Genomic DNA, 15,398 nt, shown 5'->3' with positions numbered 1-15,398 from the left:
GCGGGACGCCTGTTCACTAACGCGCGCGCGCCTCATGGTCGTGACGTCGTTCATGCATCATGCGTTCCGCAGTGCGGATCACATCGAGCGGGGCCCATGGCTTGGCCCAAAACTCCACACCGTCGGGCAATTCCTGATGCAGCGGCTTGCCCGAGGTGACGATGACGCCCATCTCGGGATTGTACTTCCTGGCGATGTGCGCGAGCTCGACACCGTCCATGTTGCCGGCGAGTTGCACGTCGGTCATCATCAAGACCAGGCTGCCGGCGGCGCGCTCCAGCACCAGTTCCGCAGCCTCCGCACTTTCGCATTCGATGACGTCGACCTCGCTTTCCTCCAGCAACAGGCAAATCATGTCCCGCTGCATCGGATCGTCTTCGACGATGAGGGCGGTCGCGCGAGAGGGTTTTGACTGTCCCAAGGGCTTTGATTGTCCCATATCAGCCTCCTGCAAAGGGGGTCGCATCGGTCGAAAGCATCACTCTGTCAGGTACTCGACACTAAGAGCGGAAACCTCTTTATGGTTCGGTTCCAATTTGCAAAAATTATGGGAACCCGCGATTTTTTTCATTTGATGGAGTGAGATACCGATGACTGCGATATCCGGAAGCGCGGCCGCGATAACCGGCGCCGCCAGCGGCATCGGCCGCGCACTCGCATTCGAACTCGCCGCACGCGGCTGCGATCTGGCGCTCGCCGACCGCGACGAGGCCGGCTTGCTTGAGGTCGCCGCCGAGATCGGCCAGGCCGGCAAGCGCAACATCACGACCCATCGTGTCGATGTCGGCGAGCCGGCCCAGATTCAGGAATTTGCCAACGCGGCGATATCAGCGCACCCCGCGCTCAACATCGTCATCAACAATGCCGGCGTCGCGCTGATGGGCAGCTTCGACGAGGTCGACCAGGCGCAGATGGAATGGCTGATCAACATCAATTTCTGGGGCGTCGTGCACGGCACCCGCGCGTTCCTGCCGCATCTGTCGAAACAGCGCGAGGCGCATATCGTCAACCTGTCCTCGATCTTCGGCATCATCGCCCCACCCGGCCAGACCGCCTATGCGGCCGCGAAATTCGCGGTGCGCGGTTTTTCGGAAAGCCTGCGGCATGAGCTTTCGATGGCCAACAGCCCGGTGAAATTGTCGGTGGTGCATCCCGGCGGCGTGCTGACCAACATCGTTCGCAACTCCCGCACCGGAAGCGGCATCACCGACAATGCGCGCCGGGCGGAATCGATCGACCGTTTCGATGCGATCGCCAAAACCACGCCGCCGATTGCCGCGCAACGCATCATCGCCGGCATCGAGAAAAACCAGCCGCGGATTCTGATCGGCAACGACGCGAGGTTCATGGACCTGCTGCAGCGGTTTCGGCCGGCGACGTATTGGAAGGTGCTGGCGAAACGGATTGAGCGGATGTCGGGCAAGAAGGGGAAGTGAGGCGTTAGCCACCAGCTTCGACCAGCATTCCCCTTCTCCCTTTGTGGGAGAAGGTGGATCGCTGACGCGAAGCGGCAGGGAGCCGGATGAGGGGTCTGTCTCCGCGGATAGAGACCCCTCATCCGACGCGGACTGCGTCCGCGCTACCTTTTCCCACAAGGCGAGAAGGAGCGCAGCGTGCGTGGGGCGATGGCGTGGTTCGAAATCAAAAATTCTCTTGCCGTCATTGCGAGCGCAGCGAAGCAATCCATAGCGCGGCTTGCTGAGACGTGGATTGCTTCGCTTCGCTCGCAATGACGCCGGAATGACGGAGAGACTGTCGCTATCGCCCCATCAGCCTGTCCGCAAAATAGCCGATCGTCTTGCGATAGATCGTCGCCCTGTTCCACTCGCGCATCGCCTCGAAATTCGCGGTGCCCTCGCCGTAGGGCGCGCCGCCCTTGAAGCCTGACACGTGCAGCAAATTTGCCGTGGAGGCGAGAACATCGGGCACGCTGTGGCGCAGATCGACGTGGCCGTTGCCGTCGAAATCGACGCCGTATTTGATGTAGGACGACGGCAGGAATTGCGTCTGGCCGATCTCGCCGGCGAAGGCGCCGATCAAATCGCGCAAGGGGAGATCGCCGCGCTGCACGATCTTGAGCGCGGCGATCAGTTCGCCCTGGAACAGCTCGGTGCGGCGGCAATCATGGGCCATGGTGGCGAGCGTGCGGATCACCGGCATCTTGCCGACATCGCCCTTGCCGAAATCGCTCTCCAGCCCCCAGATCGCGACCACGATCTCCGGCGGCACGCCGAACTTCTGCTCGATGCGCGAAAGCAGCGAGCCGTGCCGCTGCAGCATCTGCCGGCCGATATTGATCCGCCCGGGACCGACGCGGGTCGAGACATATTGCTCGAACGACTTGTTGAAGGTGCCGCGCTGGCGGCGGTCGAAGGCGAGCACCGCCGGATCCTGCGTGACGCCACCGAGCGCCTGGCTGATCACTGCTTGCGAAATCCCGGCAGCCTGAGCCTCCTGCGACATCGCCGCCACGAAGGCGTTGAAATCGCCGCCGCAGCGAGCGGCGTAGGTGGGGGTGGAGCAGATGACAACGCCGACAAAAACGGCCCAACGAATGATGCGCATGCGAATCCCTTATTAGTTGTCGGGCCGATCATGCCATGGGAAAAACGCCCGCGAAACCTCGTCGGCCCTGCGAAAGCAGGGCCCCATACGCTGCGGCCGATATTGTTAAAGGCGAGGTGGTTGACGGCCTTCGCTTGACCAATTGGCGCCCGGGGTTATGGGTCCCTGCTTTCGCAGGGACGACGACCTGTTGGCTTGATGATAACTGTCGAACGCAAAGCGCGGTCGCAGCCCCCTATTCCCCTCCGTCGATCTGCCGGCCCATCAGCGCGATTGCCTTCTGATAGACGCCTGCGGCATTCCAGGCCTGGATGGCGGCAAAGTTCGGCTCGCCCGGCTGGTAGCCTGCGCCCGCGCGCCAGCCATGCGCCTTCAAAAAGTTCGCGGTCGACATCAGCGCATTGGCCGAGTTTTCGAGATTGCCGGTGCCGTAGGCCAGGATGGCTTTTGGCATGAACTGGGTCTGGCCTACCTCGCCATGCATCGAGCCGCGCTGGCTGGGCGACAGCGCGCCGCGGTCGATCAACTGCAGCGCGGCGTAAAGATGCTCGGTGAAATAGGCCGAGCGCCGGCAGTCATAGGCAAGCGTCGCGATCGAGGCGAGCATGTTCTGGTTGCCGCGCTGGCTGCCGAACCCGGTCTCCATGCCCCAGATCGCCAGCAGCGGCCCCGGCGGCACGCCATAGCGCTCCTGAATCGAGGCGAACAGTGCGCCCTGCGAGCGCTTGAGCTGCCGTCCCTTGGCGACGATGGTCGTGGCCCCGCGCTTGGCGAGAAACTGATCGAGCGAGAGACTGAAACTGCGCTGGCCGCGATCGGCATTGATGGTCGCCTGCGCATAGTTGGTCGCCATCAGGGCCTGGATAGTCGAAGCGCTGACGCCCTTGGCGCGAGCCTCGCCGGCGAATTGCTGTTTCCAGGATTCGTAACCGGCGGACGAGTTGCCGCATTGGGCGGCGTGGGCTTGGGAGTTGAAGCATGCGAACATTGCCAGGGTGGCGCTGAAAGCAAATGCGATGCGGAGCATGGAAAAGCCATTCCTGAGAGAGACTGCAAGTAAGCATTGGCTTCTAGCACGTCCTTGGCCGCGCTTCGAGGGTTGCAGCCGATGCATGGGGGGCAGAATCTCCCCGAAAACCGCCATGATTGCGGCTCATTTGAACCGGCTGATCTGCCGGCCGCGTTCCCTTTCCATCGATCTTTTTTCGAACAAATGGATTTCCGATGACCCGACCGCACAGACTGTTGAGGCTGATCCTCCTGCTGCTCGCTATGTCGCTCGGCGCGATGACGAACGCGGCCGCGCAGACGCGCGACGTGATCGGCGCAAAGGATTATCCCGGCATCGGTCGTTTCGGCGGCAGCGTCATCACGGGATACGAGGTGAAGGATTTTGATGCAGCGCGGATGCAAGGGGCCGCGTTCAAGGACGGCCAGCCCACCGACGCGCGGCGGCTGGAAGGCCGCATCACCCGGATCGCCTATCGGACCAATCCCGGCCCCTCGATCCTGGAGGTGTCGCGCAATTTTGAAACCCAGCTGGCGAATGCCGGATTCGAAACGCTGCTTACCTGCGACGTCGATGCCTGCGGCGGCATTCCCTTTTCCGAGGAGATCGACGCGCTGCCGATCCCGCAGATGTGGGTGGACGGTTTCAACTACCGCTATTTTGCGGGACGCAAGATGGACGGCGGCCGCGAGACTTTTGTCAGCCTCATCGTCAGCGAGAACAACCGCGACATCTATGCGCAGCTCGTCATCGCCGTGCCAGCAGCGATCGAGAACAAGATGGTGGATGCTGCTGTCATGGCCAAGGGCCTCCGCGAGACCGGCCGCATCGCGCTCGACGGGATCTATTTCGATACCGACAGGGCCGAGGTGAAGCCCGAAAGCCGCCCCACCCTCGAGCAGATCGCGAAGCTGCTGACCGCTCAGGTCGGATTAAGCGTCTTCATCGTCGGCCACACCGACAACCAGGGGCCATTCGCCTACAATCTCGATCTGTCGCGACGCCGCGCCGAGGCGATCGCCGCCGAGCTGGTGAAGAACTACGGCATCGGCGCGCCGCGGCTGCGCACCGCGGGCGTCGGACTGCTGGCGCCGGCCGGCTCCAATGCCACCGAGGCCGGCCGCGCGCTGAACCGGCGGGTGGAGCTGGTGGCGCCGTAGCATCAACGCGTGGGCCTAGGCCCGCTTTGGCTGCCAAGGACAATGGCTATGCCCAGGTCCAGTGGTTTCAAAGTCGGAATGGGAATTGTGGTCGCCGCGCTGGCCGGAAGCCAGAAGGCAGCCGCGCAGGCGCCAACGCTTTTCGTAGACCCTTCACGATTGCCCCGCCTCGGTACCATCGACGAGCGCTTTCAATCGTACAATTTGGAAATGGTCGAGGTAACCGGGGGACGCTTCTGGAAGCCTTACAGGGCAAGTAGCCGAGCGCCATCGGATCGCGGCGCCGTCAACGCAGGAAACATGCCAAGGGGCGGGAATCCCGACCTCTACGAATATCGCCAGCCCATCGACCTATCGAATCGGCGACTGCGCACATTGGCTGCGGCGCTGGCGCCAGCTTACGTGCGCGTCAGCGGCACCTGGGCCAACACCACATACTTCGCCGAGAACGACGAGGCGCCCTCGACGCCGCCCGACGGTTTCCGCGCGGTGCTGAGCCGCGAGCGCTGGAAAGCTGTCATCGACTTTGCCGGCGCTGTCAGAGCAGATATCGTGACCTCGATGGCAACAGGGCCCGGTGTCCGGGACGCAGCAGGTCAATGGCAGAGCGATCAGGCGCGTCGCATCTTCGCCTACACAAAATCCGCCGGTGGCAGAATTGCCGCCGCCGAGTTCATGAACGAGCCGACACTGGCCGCGATGGGCGGCGCACCCAGGGGATACGACGCGGCGGCTTACGGGCGGGACTTCAAAGCCTTTGTTGCGTTCATCAAGGCAAGCGAACCGGATGTGATCGTTCTGGGCCCCGGCTCGATCGGCGAGACAACGTCGCAATCATCCAGGCAGTCCAGCGCCGAATTCATCATCACGCGGGACCTGCTTACGGCATCCGGACCCGGCATCAACGCTTTTTCCTATCATCACTACGGCGCCCTCTCGCAACGATGCGCTCCGGGTCAAACTACGCCTGAGGCCGCGCTTTCGGAAGCGTGGCTGGCGAGCACGGGCCAGACGCTCGCGTTTTACCAATCGCTCAGGGACGAATTTGCACCGGGAAAACCGATGTGGCTGACCGAAACCGCCGAGGCAGCCTGCGGCGGCAATCCCTGGGCTTCCACTTTCCTCGATACGTTCCGATATCTCGATCAACTCGGCCGGCTTGCCCGAGCCGGCGTCCAAATGGTTGCGCACAACACGCTGGCTGCGAGCGATTACGGCCTGCTTGACGAGAGGACGTTCCGCCCGCGGCCTAACTATTGGGCGGCGCTGCTGTGGCGCGCCCTGATGGGCACAATTGTTCTCGACGCCGGCAGGCACAAGGGTATGCATCTCTACGCGCATTGCCGGCGCGGCATTCGTGGGGCCGTCATGCTGCTTGCCATCAATACCAGCAGGACGGATGCCGCAGCGCTGCGATTGCCCGAGGCCGGCGAACGCTACACGCTGTCGGCGGATGATCTGCAAAGCGAAGCCGTGAAGCTGAATGGAACGGTCCTGGAGCTTGGCCCGAATGATGAACTTCCGCAGCTTGCCGCGGTGACAGCGTCACCTGATACGGTTGAGCTGCTGCCTGCCACGATCACCTTCCTCACGATCGGGGGTGCGAAAAATCCGGCGTGCGATTGAGCTGTTCGCGGACACTGGTCGCACGATCATCGCCCCGCCTCTGCCTCGGCTTGTTGATCAGGCTCACCAGCGTGTAGCTGATGATCAGCAGCAGAAACCACGAGCCGATCTTGTCGACGGATACCATCGACCAGCCGTGCCGCTGCGATGGATAGACCCAGGTTTTTGTGAACGTGCCGATGTTTTCCGAAAACCAGATGAACAACGTCACCAGCACGAGCCCGAGCAACAGCGGCATCGAACGTTGCGCGTGCCAGACCCTGAAATAGACGCGGGTGTGGAAGAAGAGCCAGCCGGCAAGAGTGAACAGCAGCCAGCGCAGATCGAGCATGTAGTGATGGCTGAAGAAGTTGACATAGATCGCGACGCTGAGCACAGCCAGCGCGAGTCGGCGCGGGTGCGCGGTGAATTCGAAATCGAACAGACGCCAGGCGCGGCAGATATAGCTGCCGATGCAGGAATACATGAAGCCGGAAAACAGCGGCACGCCGCCGATCCGGACAAAATTCGGCTCCGGATAGATCCAGGAGCCGACCTCGGTCTTGAAGAGCTCCATCACCGTGCCGACGAGGTGATAGATCAGGATCACCTTGGCTTCTTCCAGCGTCTCCAGCCGGCCGGCGAGCAGCGCGATCTGAACGGCGATCATGCAGAGAAACAGAAAGTCGTAGCGCGCGAGCGGCGCGCTCGCCGGATAGAACCGCCAGGTGGCGATCATCAGGAACACGGCGATGCCGCCGAACAGGCAGGCCCATGCCTGCTTCACGCCAAAGCGGAAGAATTCGTAAACCGCTGATGTCGCGCGGCGGCGCGCCATGAAGCGGCCGAGGCGACATTCGCCCGCGATGAAACGGCGAAGCGGTGGCCAGATGGCGGCGGCGCTCGGGTTGGGGACGTGATGCACGCCGCGGAGCGTGGCTGATGACCGCGATCAAAGCTGGGCGGAGATTTGCAGATTTCCCTCAGATAAAGCGCAGTTTCATTCCGCCCTTAGCCGAAGGCAGAGCGCAGCGCTCGCCAGTGCCGAAATTCCCAGCAGCACAAGCACGCCGGCGAATCCGGCGAGCGCGAATACGATGCCCCCGAACGTCACCCCGACCGTTCCGCCGAGAAAGCTGCACGAATTGAGCATGCCGGAGCCCTTCCCCGCCTGCAGTTGCGGCAGTGTCGCAAGTCCGAGCCGCGGCGCCGAGGCGTAGATGAGCGCTATCCCTGCGCCGGCGACAAACAGGCCGGGCATCAGAGCAGCGAACTTCGCGTTCGTCTGAAACGACAACCAGACGATGGCGCAGCCGACGGCGAGCAGAAGCGAGCCGCCTATCAGCATGCGCCGCACACCGATCCGCATTGCAATCATTGGAGCCACGCGCGCGAAGGCGAACAGCGCAATCGTGAGCGGCAGAAGGGAAAGGCCGGCCGCAATGGCTGACATATCGAGGCCGTCGGCAGATTGCGCAAAAAGATTGTAGTAGAGCAGCAGCGTCATGATGTCGAACATCACGAGAAACAACAGGCCGGCGGCGATCGCGAAATTCCGGTTCGCGAACAGGGCGAAATCGACCAGCGGCTGCGGACGCCGTGTCTCCGTCCGGATCAATGCAATGAACGCCATCACGGCCAGCGCGAGCGGGACAATGGCGGCCAGCGGATTGGTGCGGACATGCGCCAGCGCCTGCAATCCCGATATCAGCGTCACCATGAAGACGGCGAGAATGCCGAGGCCCACCCAGTCCATCGAAATCGCGCGTCGGCCGCCCGCGCCGGGATGCCGCTGCAGCATCAGCGCGGCGGGCACCATGGCGGCGACGTTCAGCCAGAAGATAAAGCGCCAGCCCACGTAATGCGTCACGGCCCCGCCGATAAGTGGCCCGATGCTGAAGCCGAGCATCAGAAAGCCGGTCCAGGCGCCGATCGCCTCCGCCCGTTTTGAATCAGGCGCGGCTTCGGACACTGCCGCGAGCGTGCCGGCCACCGCAAACGCCGCCCCCAGCCCTTGCAGCGCGCGTGCGCCGACCACGACGGGGCCTGTCGGCGCAAGCGCAATGATCAGCGAAGCGAGGGCGAACAAGGCGATGCCGGCAACCGAGGACCTGCGCGCTCCGAGCTGATCCGCCGCGCCGCCACCGACGATGATGAAGATCGCGGCGGTCAGGAGATACGCATTGACCACCCATTCGACTTCCGCCGGACCAAGCTGCAGGCTGGCTTTCATGTCGGGGAGCGCCGCCATGATCGCCGTGCTGTTGTCGCCCACCGCCAGCATGGCAAGGCAGCAGGCGATGAGCACCGATGAGAGATCGCTCTTCGTGTTGGAGGCTGCCGGCATCACCACCGCCCCTACCGTTTGTTTCAGGCGAACAGTATGCCGCCAAAGCCGTCATAAACAAATCGCGTCACCGGCGGCGTTAGCCTGGCAGTGTCGCCAGCCGACAGTGTCGAGACCGCTCAGCTCTTGATTTACCGCTCTCGCTTCGCACGGGCTTTCTCCGCCGATCGCGCAGGGCAGATCGGCGCGCGACGCGGGTTATTTTCTTTGACAGCGGCGCCCCGATCGGGGACAAGCCGCGCATGCCGAAAAAACCCGGAACCAATCCCAAAGGCGAATTCGCCTTTTTCAACGTCGTTTATGAAGACGATTCCCAGCGCTCCAACCGCCGCGTGCCCGCTGAACTGCTCGGCGGGCTCGACGGCGATGAGCCGGCGCGCGCGTATTTAAGCGAGCAGGATCGCGAAATCGCCGAGAAATCCGGCCGGCCGCAACTCAAGATCAAGAGCATCAGCCGGGTTGGGGCGAAGAAGAAATAGGACGCCACGCATCCGGGCGGGTCAGCCTACCAATGCCCTCGTCGCTTATTCCACGCGAACAGCACATCCGCGAACCGGTCATAGGCAAATCGCGTGGCCGGCAGCAGCACCGGATTGCCGAACAGCGATGCCAACCAGCTCTGCCCGGGCGTCATCTGCCAGATCGCGACCGCCACATCCGCGCCCACGATCAGCCGACCGGCTTCGTCGGTTGCATGCAAACGGCGGCGTACATCGTCGACCGACGCGCCGTAAGCTGCGAGCGCCTCTGGCTCTTCGTTGATGTCCTTGAATGAAAGGGTGCCGGCGCGGACGGCAGAAAGCAGCTTGTTGCGCTGCCAGCCAATGCCGGCGTCGCAGACGGGGCAGCGCGTGTTGTACCAGACGGTCAGACGTGCACTTGCACTGGTCATGACCGGCGATGGTAGACGCCAATCACCGTCGCGTCGATGCGGATCGGCTCAGCCGCGGAGCTGCTTCTCCAGCGAGGCAAAGTCGACCTCGGCCCAGCGCTCGGCGATCCTGCCGTCGCGGATGCGCCAGAAGGTCATGCCGCGGAATTCGAAGCGCTTGCCGGTGGGCGCAATGCCGCGCCAGGGACCCCTGTGCACGCCGCGCCAGACGACGCGTGCCGCCACCATGTCGCCTTCGGCCACGATGGTCTCGGCCGTCGCCTTCAGCTCTCCGAAAGTGGCGTGCAGCGCGGCCGAGTGTGCGATTATCTGGTCGGCCGACATGACCGCATTGGCGGCATGGTCGAAGAAGTCGGAGGTGACCTGGGTGCGGATGGCGTCGGGATCGTGGTTGTTGGTGACAGCGTCGTAGTGGGCAAGGACGAGGGCCTTGTTGGCTTCGAGGTTAGAAGTTGGCATCGAATTCGGTTCTCAAATCGCAAAGATGGAGCAAACATGAAAACGGCGGGCTTTCGCCCGCCGTTGATTGAAGCCCAGGTCAAGCCCGGGCATGCCGATCTCAGTTATCCAGGAAGCTCCGCAGCTTCCGCGACCTTGAGGGATGCTTCAGCTTGCGCAGCGCCTTGGCTTCGATCTGGCGGATGCGTTCGCGTGTAACACTGAACTGCTGGCCGACTTCTTCCAGCGTGTGGTCGGTGTTCATGCCGATGCCGAAGCGCATGCGGAGCACGCGTTCCTCGCGCGGGGTGAGCGAGGCCAAAACGCGCGTGGTGGTTTCGCGCAGGTTGGACTGGATCGCCGCATCGATGGGGAGGATCGCGTTCTTGTCCTCGATGAAATCGCCGAGGTGTGAATCTTCTTCATCACCGACGGGCGTCTCCAGCGAGAGCGGCTCTTTCGCGATCTTGAGGACCTTGCGCACCTTCTCCAGGGGCATGCCGAGCTTTTCGGCGAGCTCTTCCGGGGTCGGCTCGCGGCCGATCTCGTTGAGCATCTGGCGAGAGGTGCGCACGATCTTGTTGATGGTCTCGATCATGTGCACGGGGATGCGGATGGTGCGCGCCTGATCTGCAATGCTGCGCGTGATCGCCTGCCGGATCCACCACGTGGCGTAGGTCGAGAACTTGTAGCCGCGGCGGTATTCGAACTTATCGACCGCCTTCATCAGGCCGATGTTGCCTTCCTGGATCAGGTCGAGGAACTGCAGGCCGCGGTTGGTGTACTTCTTGGCGATCGAAATCACGAGACGCAGGTTGGCCTCGACCATTTCCTTCTTGGCCTGGCGCGCCTCGCGTTCGCCCTTCTGCACGCCGTGCACGATCTTGCGGAATTCGCCGATCTCAAGACCGGTGAGCGCCGCCAGCGACTGGATCTCGTGGCGCAGCTCCTTGATGCGGTCCTTTTCGTGATGGACGAAATTCTTCCAGCCTTTGGCCGAGAGCTTCGAGACACGGTTGAGCCAGCGCGGATCGAGCTCCGAGCCCTGGTAGTTGCGCAAAAAGTCCTCGCGCGCGACGCCGTGGCTGTCGCCCAGACGCAGCAGGCGGCCCTCGAACGAGACCAGCTTCTTGTTGATGTCGTAGAGCTGCTCGACGAGCGAGTCGATGCGGGCCTGGTTCAGGCGCAGCGACTTCACCTCGACGATGATCTCGTCCTTGAGCTTCTTGTACTTGCGCTCCTGCGAGGGCGAGAGCGACTCGCTCTGAAGCTGGTTGGCGATGTCCTGTTCTTGAAGACGCCGCAGCTTCTTGTATTCGGAAGCGATCTTGTCGAAGGTTTCGACCACCTTCGGCTTCAGCTCGGCCTCGATGGCCGCCAGCGACATCTGGTTTTCGAACTCGTCGTCATCCATGTCGCCTTCGGCGGCGGCCTCCGCCGGATCTTTTTCCTCGACCTCGGCTTCGCCGGCGGGCGCGGCGCGGAACGGGGTCGCCGACGGCGGAGCGGCCGGCGGCGCGACATGCGCGGGCGCGGCCTCGCCATTGGCGGGAGCGCCTTCGGCGGGGGCTGCGATCATCGCCGGGTTCATGTTGTTCTTGGCGTCGGGGCCGGCGTAGGTGGCTTCGAGATCGATGATGTCGCGAAGGAAGATCTTTCCTTCGTTGAGTTCGTCGCGCCAGATGATGATGGCCTGGAAGGTCAGCGGGCTTTCGCAGAGGCCCGCGATCATCGCCTCGCGGCCGGCCTCGATGCGTTTCGCGATCGCGATTTCGCCTTCGCGCGACAGCAACTCCACCGTGCCCATCTCGCGCAGATACATGCGGACGGGATCGTCGGTGCGCTCGCCGGGCTCGGATTTCTTGACCTCGGTAACAGCCTTGGCGGTGACCTCGACAAGCTCGTTGTCGGTGTCGTCGTCGGCCTCTTCCTTCTCGGCCTCCTCGTCGGCTTCCTCGGCCTCGGAGACGTTGATGCCCATGTCCGAGAGCATCGACATGATGTCCTCGATCTGCTCGGGCGAGGTGGTGTCGGAGGGCAAGACTTCGTTGAGCTGATCGAAGGTCACGAAGCCGCGCTTCTTGGCCTGCTTGATCATCTTCTTGACGGCGGCATCCGAGAGGTCGAGCAACGGCGACGGTGCGTCGGGGCTGTCCTTCTCGGGGGCGTCCGCTGCCTTGTCGTCTTTTTCCTTGTCCTTAACCTGCAGCGTCTTTGCCTTGGTGGCCATTCATCAAGCTCCCGAAACGCGCTTCATGCGGGCGTGCGTCACACCGGCCCGCAAGTTGTTCACTCAATTCGTTCGAGATGACGTCGAGCGATCGTCACCCCGTTCTGTTCATTCGCCTTCGCATGACGAGAGGAAAGCGGCACCCGCTTTTCCGCACCATGGTTACGACGCGCAAAGGGCGGCGCAGACCGTCGCCACCCCGAATTCCAATTCGTCGGTTTCTGTCTTTCGTAGCCCGAAGGCCCTTAAGCTTCGCTTAACCCTGTTTTTGCCGCCAAATCATGGATTTGGCGAGTCTTTTCGCGGGCCAGGCCAAGGCCGTCCGCATCATTTTTTAAACGTCAAACGCTTTTACGGAACCGGCCCGAAAGCTCCCCAAAACCCTCGATCAGGGCCTCGGTGCCGTCGAGGGAGTCCAGCCGGGCGCCGACATCCTTCAGCCATGCCAGATTGGCCTCGCTGGTTTCCTCAGCCAACGCCAATTCGGCATCTTTCTTCTCCCTAAGTAGGGCATGTGTTTTCTGATGCAAGACAACCAGTTGCTGCCAGGTGGCCAAAACATCCTCGCGGGCCGCGCCCGGCCTTGCAGCCCACACCGCAGCGGTCGTGATCGCCCGCTCAACCCGTTGAAGAATCTCGCTTAATCCACGGGTTTCGAGATCGCCGCGCATTTTCTCGGCCTGCTCTTCGACGTCAGGGGAATGGTGATGGTCGTTGGCGAAGGCGGCGATAATGCCGGCGCGAAGCTTGTTGGCCTCGGGATGGGCCAGTTCCAGGGCGGCCACCTCCTCCAGATGGTCGTGCAACAGCCAGGGGTGGTTAATGAGGGATTGCAGGATCAGCGCCTCGCGGCGGGACATGGCGCTGCGCTGTCCCCGCATGATCGGACTGGTCGCAAGCTGGGGGCTCGCCGCCTGGTAGGGGCCGGGCGCGATCCCCGGGGCTGCCCCGGGACGGCCGCCGCGGGGGGCGAATCGGCCGGCCGGAGCCGCTCCGCGCGGGGCAAACGCGCGGGGTGATTCGCCGCGGCCGGACCGGAAATTACCTCTTCCGTATCCGCCGCCCCCACCCTGCGGCGCAAAGGTGCGCTGCAGGCGCTCGGCGAGATCCTGGCGGTAATAGCGGCGCACGACCTCGTCGCGGATGCCGTTGGAAAGTTCGTTGATGCGCGCTTCCAGCGCGGCGCGCCGTTCGGGGGTGGCAAACGTCCCGCCCTCGATCTCGCGCGACCAGATCATGTCGGCGAGCCCGCGTGCGGCAGAAATCACTTCCTCGATCGCGACGCGGCCGCCGGTGCGCGCGAGGTCGTCCGGGTCCTGCCCCTCCGGCAGCAGGGCAAAGCGCAGGCTTTTGCCGGGCGCGAGATTGGGAAACGCGAGATCCGCGGCGCGGTAGGCGGCCTTCTGCCCGGCGCGGTCGCCGTCGAAGCAGAGGATCGGCTCGTCCGCCATCCTCCAGAGCAGCGCAAGCTGGTTTTCGGTCAAGGCCGTGCCGAGCGGGGCGACGGCGCCGCCGAAGCCCGCGGTGACCATGGCGATGACGTCGACATAGCCTTCGACCACGATCAGCGGCGCGCCGTTGTGCGTCGCCTGCCGCGCGGTGGCGAGGTTGTAGAGATTGTCGCCCTTGTGGAAGAGCGGCGTCTCCGGCGAGTTCAGATATTTTGCCGGAACGTCCTTTTCCAGCGCGCGACCGCCGAAGGCGATGACGCGGCCCCTGGCATCGGTGATCGGAAACATCACGCGATCCCTGAAGCGGTCGTACGGAACGGGGATGTCGTCGCCGCCGATCAAGAGCCCGGCTTCCACCATGTCCTCCGTGGAAATGCCCTCCGCGCCCAGATGCTCCTTCAGCGCAAAACGATCCGCCGGCGCATACCCTAAGCGAAACTGGAGCTGCGTCGCCGGCGAAATGGCGCGGTCGCCGAGATAGCCGCGGGCCTTGGCGCCGTTGCGGGAGGCGAGCGTATCGGCAAAGAATTTGGCCGCGAGTTCCATCACATCGTGCAGCGTCTTGCGGCGTTGCTCGTGGCGCGCGGCGTCGGGCGTTGCCGCCGGCAGCGGCATGCCGGCCATGGAGGCGAGGCGCTCGACGGCCTCGGGGAACGAAACGCCTTCCGTCTCCATGACGAAGTCGAAGATGTTGCCGTGCTTTCCGGTCGAGAAGTCGTGGTAAAATTGCTTCTGGTCGTTGACCGTGAACGAGGGCGTCTTCTCCTGTTGAAACGGCGACAGCCCCTTGAATTCCCTTCCTGCCTTCTTCAATTTCACGCGCCGACCGACGACTTCCGAGACCGGAAGCCGGGCGCGCAGCTCTTCGAGGAATTGGGGGGTGAAGCGCATAAGTTAAGCTTTTGCCTGGGCGATTGCCAACGAGCATGGATATAGGGAGGCGGGCTCCGAAAGCGATGTTTATCAGGCTTCTCGCCGCTATTCACAGGACGGAAAGCGGGCACAATCCCCTCGCCGTCATGGCCCGCCAGAGTGAAGAAAGAGGTGGATGCCCGGGTCAGGTGCGGGCCTGACGGCAAATGTAGGGCCAAGTGTGCTTGAATCCCTTCCCGTTCCGCGCTTCCATCCCGTTCATGTTCACGATCTTCCGGGGTGGCAGGAGCGGGGCGTGGCGGGTGACGCGGTTCGCGCCCGTCAAGGGAGCGTCGCTGGCGCCGACGCCTTCGGTGTCGGTCGTGCATACGCTGTCCATCACGCTGCCGATCATGCCCTCGCCGACCGCCTGGCGGCTTGCCGGCGTCGCCAGCCACCTGCGCTATACCGAGCGCGCCGAGAAGCAACAGCTCGACGCCTCGCCTGCCGAGATCGGCCGCCCCGAGGCGACCTATGCCGCGCTGATCCCGATCAAGAAATCGGCGGCTTGGTGGGAGCTGACGCAGGAGGAGCGGCGGCAGATTTTCGAGGACAAATCCCAGCACATCGCGAGCAGCCTGAAACATCTGCCTGATATCGCCCGCCAGCTCTTCCACAGCCGCGATCTCGGCGAGCCCTTCGACTTCCTGACCTGGTTCGAATACGCCCCGGCGCATGCGGACGAATTCGAGGAGCTGGTCCGCACGCTGCGCGCCACCGAGGAATGGAAATTTGTCGAGCGCGAGGTCGACATAAGGATGGAGCGCGAACGGCTAGATGCGGTGTAGG

General features: G+C 63.2%; 14 protein-coding genes. 5 read left to right on the top strand and 9 right to left on the bottom strand.

All coding sequences use genetic code 11. The features are described 5' to 3' along the window. Nucleotides 1-16: 16 nt before the first annotated feature. The gene (locus ACH79_RS16460; RefSeq protein ID WP_161856398.1) at nt 17-421 is read right to left on the bottom strand and encodes a response regulator; all 405 of its coding nucleotides are present in this window, start codon (nt 419-421) and stop codon (nt 17-19) included. 169 nt (nt 422-590) lie between these two features. Here ACH79_RS16460 and ACH79_RS16455 point away from each other — a divergent pair, with 169 nt between their 5' ends. Continuing rightward, entirely contained in the window at nt 591-1,436 is an 846-nt protein-coding gene (locus tag ACH79_RS16455; RefSeq protein WP_161851918.1) for an SDR family oxidoreductase, read from the top strand. Between the two features lie 322 nt (nt 1,437-1,758). On the opposite strand, the gene ACH79_RS16450 is transcribed toward ACH79_RS16455, so the two are convergent. Together ACH79_RS16450 and ACH79_RS16445 are read right to left on the bottom strand one after the other, a co-directional pair. Next, nucleotides 1,759-2,565, bottom strand: coding sequence for a lytic transglycosylase domain-containing protein (locus ACH79_RS16450; RefSeq protein WP_161851917.1), 807 nt, complete (start codon nt 2,563-2,565; stop codon nt 1,759-1,761). A 235-nt stretch (nt 2,566-2,800) separates the two neighbouring features. Further along, a complete protein-coding gene (locus ACH79_RS16445; RefSeq protein WP_246738681.1) occupies nt 2,801-3,553 on the bottom strand; it encodes a lytic transglycosylase domain-containing protein in 753 nt (250 codons plus the stop codon). A gap of 284 nt (nt 3,554-3,837) precedes the next feature. Here ACH79_RS16445 and ACH79_RS16440 point away from each other — a divergent pair, with 284 nt between their 5' ends. Both ACH79_RS16440 and ACH79_RS16435 read left to right on the top strand, forming a co-directional pair. Continuing rightward, nucleotides 3,838-4,734, top strand: coding sequence for an OmpA family protein (locus ACH79_RS16440; protein WP_371419460.1), 897 nt, complete (start codon nt 3,838-3,840; stop codon nt 4,732-4,734). A 300-nt stretch (nt 4,735-5,034) separates the two neighbouring features. Then, entirely contained in the window at nt 5,035-6,360 is a 1,326-nt protein-coding gene (locus ACH79_RS16435) for a hypothetical protein (protein WP_246738565.1), read from the top strand. Here the strand turns inward: ACH79_RS16435 and ACH79_RS16430 are convergent. Together ACH79_RS16430 and ACH79_RS16425 are read right to left on the bottom strand one after the other, a co-directional pair. Further along, nucleotides 6,323-7,264, bottom strand: a complete 942-nt coding sequence (locus tag ACH79_RS16430) for a DUF817 domain-containing protein (protein WP_246738564.1) — start codon at nt 7,262-7,264, stop codon at nt 6,323-6,325. The two genes, ACH79_RS16435 and ACH79_RS16430, sit on opposite strands and share 38 nt — an antisense overlap. 75 nt (nt 7,265-7,339) lie before the next feature. Then, nucleotides 7,340-8,686, bottom strand: coding sequence for an MFS transporter (locus tag ACH79_RS16425; RefSeq protein ID WP_161851913.1), 1,347 nt, complete (start codon nt 8,684-8,686; stop codon nt 7,340-7,342). A gap of 242 nt (nt 8,687-8,928) precedes the next feature. Between ACH79_RS16425 and ACH79_RS16420 the strand changes: the two genes are divergently transcribed. After that, entirely contained in the window at nt 8,929-9,165 is a 237-nt protein-coding gene (locus tag ACH79_RS16420; RefSeq protein WP_161851912.1) for a hypothetical protein, read from the top strand. A gap of 26 nt (nt 9,166-9,191) precedes the next feature. Here the strand turns inward: ACH79_RS16420 and ACH79_RS16415 are convergent, their stop codons facing one another. The 4 genes from ACH79_RS16415 to dnaG form a co-directional block, all read right to left on the bottom strand. Next, nucleotides 9,192-9,578: a thiol-disulfide oxidoreductase DCC family protein gene (locus ACH79_RS16415; protein ID WP_161851911.1), complete on the bottom strand. Its 387-nt coding sequence runs from the start codon at nt 9,576-9,578 to the stop codon at nt 9,192-9,194. Between the two features lie 48 nt (nt 9,579-9,626). After that, entirely contained in the window at nt 9,627-10,037 is a 411-nt protein-coding gene (locus ACH79_RS16410; protein WP_161851910.1) for an ester cyclase, read from the bottom strand. Nucleotides 10,038-10,137: 100 nt separating this feature from the next. After that, nucleotides 10,138-12,246, bottom strand: a complete 2,109-nt coding sequence (gene rpoD, locus ACH79_RS16405; RefSeq protein ID WP_161851909.1) for an RNA polymerase sigma factor RpoD — start codon at nt 12,244-12,246, stop codon at nt 10,138-10,140. A 341-nt stretch (nt 12,247-12,587) separates the two neighbouring features. Continuing rightward, complete coding sequence (gene dnaG, locus ACH79_RS16400; protein WP_161851908.1) at nt 12,588-14,588, bottom strand: DNA primase; 2,001 nt, start codon at nt 14,586-14,588, stop codon at nt 12,588-12,590. Between the two features lie 242 nt (nt 14,589-14,830). Here dnaG and ACH79_RS16395 point away from each other — a divergent pair, with 242 nt between their 5' ends. Next, a complete protein-coding gene (locus ACH79_RS16395) occupies nt 14,831-15,397 on the top strand; it encodes a chlorite dismutase family protein (protein ID WP_161856396.1) in 567 nt (188 codons plus the stop codon). The last annotated feature ends 1 nt before the right edge of the window (nt 15,398 follow it).

Source organism: Bradyrhizobium sp. CCBAU 051011 (assembly GCF_009930815.1).
Classification (GTDB): domain Bacteria; phylum Pseudomonadota; class Alphaproteobacteria; order Rhizobiales; family Xanthobacteraceae; genus Bradyrhizobium.
Note: the sequence above shows the minus strand (reverse complement) of the source record. Positions and strands in the feature narration are given on the sequence as shown.

Excerpts from the sequence above, each read along its gene's own strand:
- dnaG (WP_161851908.1), bottom strand. The coding sequence starts at position 14,588 with ATGCGCTTCACCCCCCAATTCCTCGAAGAGCTGCGCGCCCGGCTTCCG.
- ACH79_RS16420 (WP_161851912.1), top strand. The coding sequence starts at position 8,929 with ATGCCGAAAAAACCCGGAACCAATCCCAAAGGCGAATTCGCCTTTTTC.
- ACH79_RS16435 (WP_246738565.1), top strand. The coding sequence starts at position 5,035 with ATGCCAAGGGGCGGGAATCCCGACCTCTACGAATATCGCCAGCCCATC.
- ACH79_RS16445 (WP_246738681.1), bottom strand. The coding sequence starts at position 3,553 with ATGTTCGCATGCTTCAACTCCCAAGCCCACGCCGCCCAATGCGGCAAC.
- ACH79_RS16455 (WP_161851918.1), top strand. The coding sequence starts at position 591 with ATGACTGCGATATCCGGAAGCGCGGCCGCGATAACCGGCGCCGCCAGC.
- ACH79_RS16395 (WP_161856396.1), top strand. The coding sequence starts at position 14,831 with ATGTTCACGATCTTCCGGGGTGGCAGGAGCGGGGCGTGGCGGGTGACG.
- ACH79_RS16450 (WP_161851917.1), bottom strand. The coding sequence starts at position 2,565 with ATGCGCATCATTCGTTGGGCCGTTTTTGTCGGCGTTGTCATCTGCTCC.
- ACH79_RS16415 (WP_161851911.1), bottom strand. The coding sequence starts at position 9,578 with ATGACCAGTGCAAGTGCACGTCTGACCGTCTGGTACAACACGCGCTGC.
- ACH79_RS16410 (WP_161851910.1), bottom strand. The coding sequence starts at position 10,037 with ATGCCAACTTCTAACCTCGAAGCCAACAAGGCCCTCGTCCTTGCCCAC.
- ACH79_RS16440 (WP_371419460.1), top strand. The coding sequence starts at position 3,838 with ATGTCGCTCGGCGCGATGACGAACGCGGCCGCGCAGACGCGCGACGTG.
- rpoD (WP_161851909.1), bottom strand. The coding sequence starts at position 12,246 with ATGGCCACCAAGGCAAAGACGCTGCAGGTTAAGGACAAGGAAAAAGAC.
- ACH79_RS16425 (WP_161851913.1), bottom strand. The coding sequence starts at position 8,686 with ATGCCGGCAGCCTCCAACACGAAGAGCGATCTCTCATCGGTGCTCATC.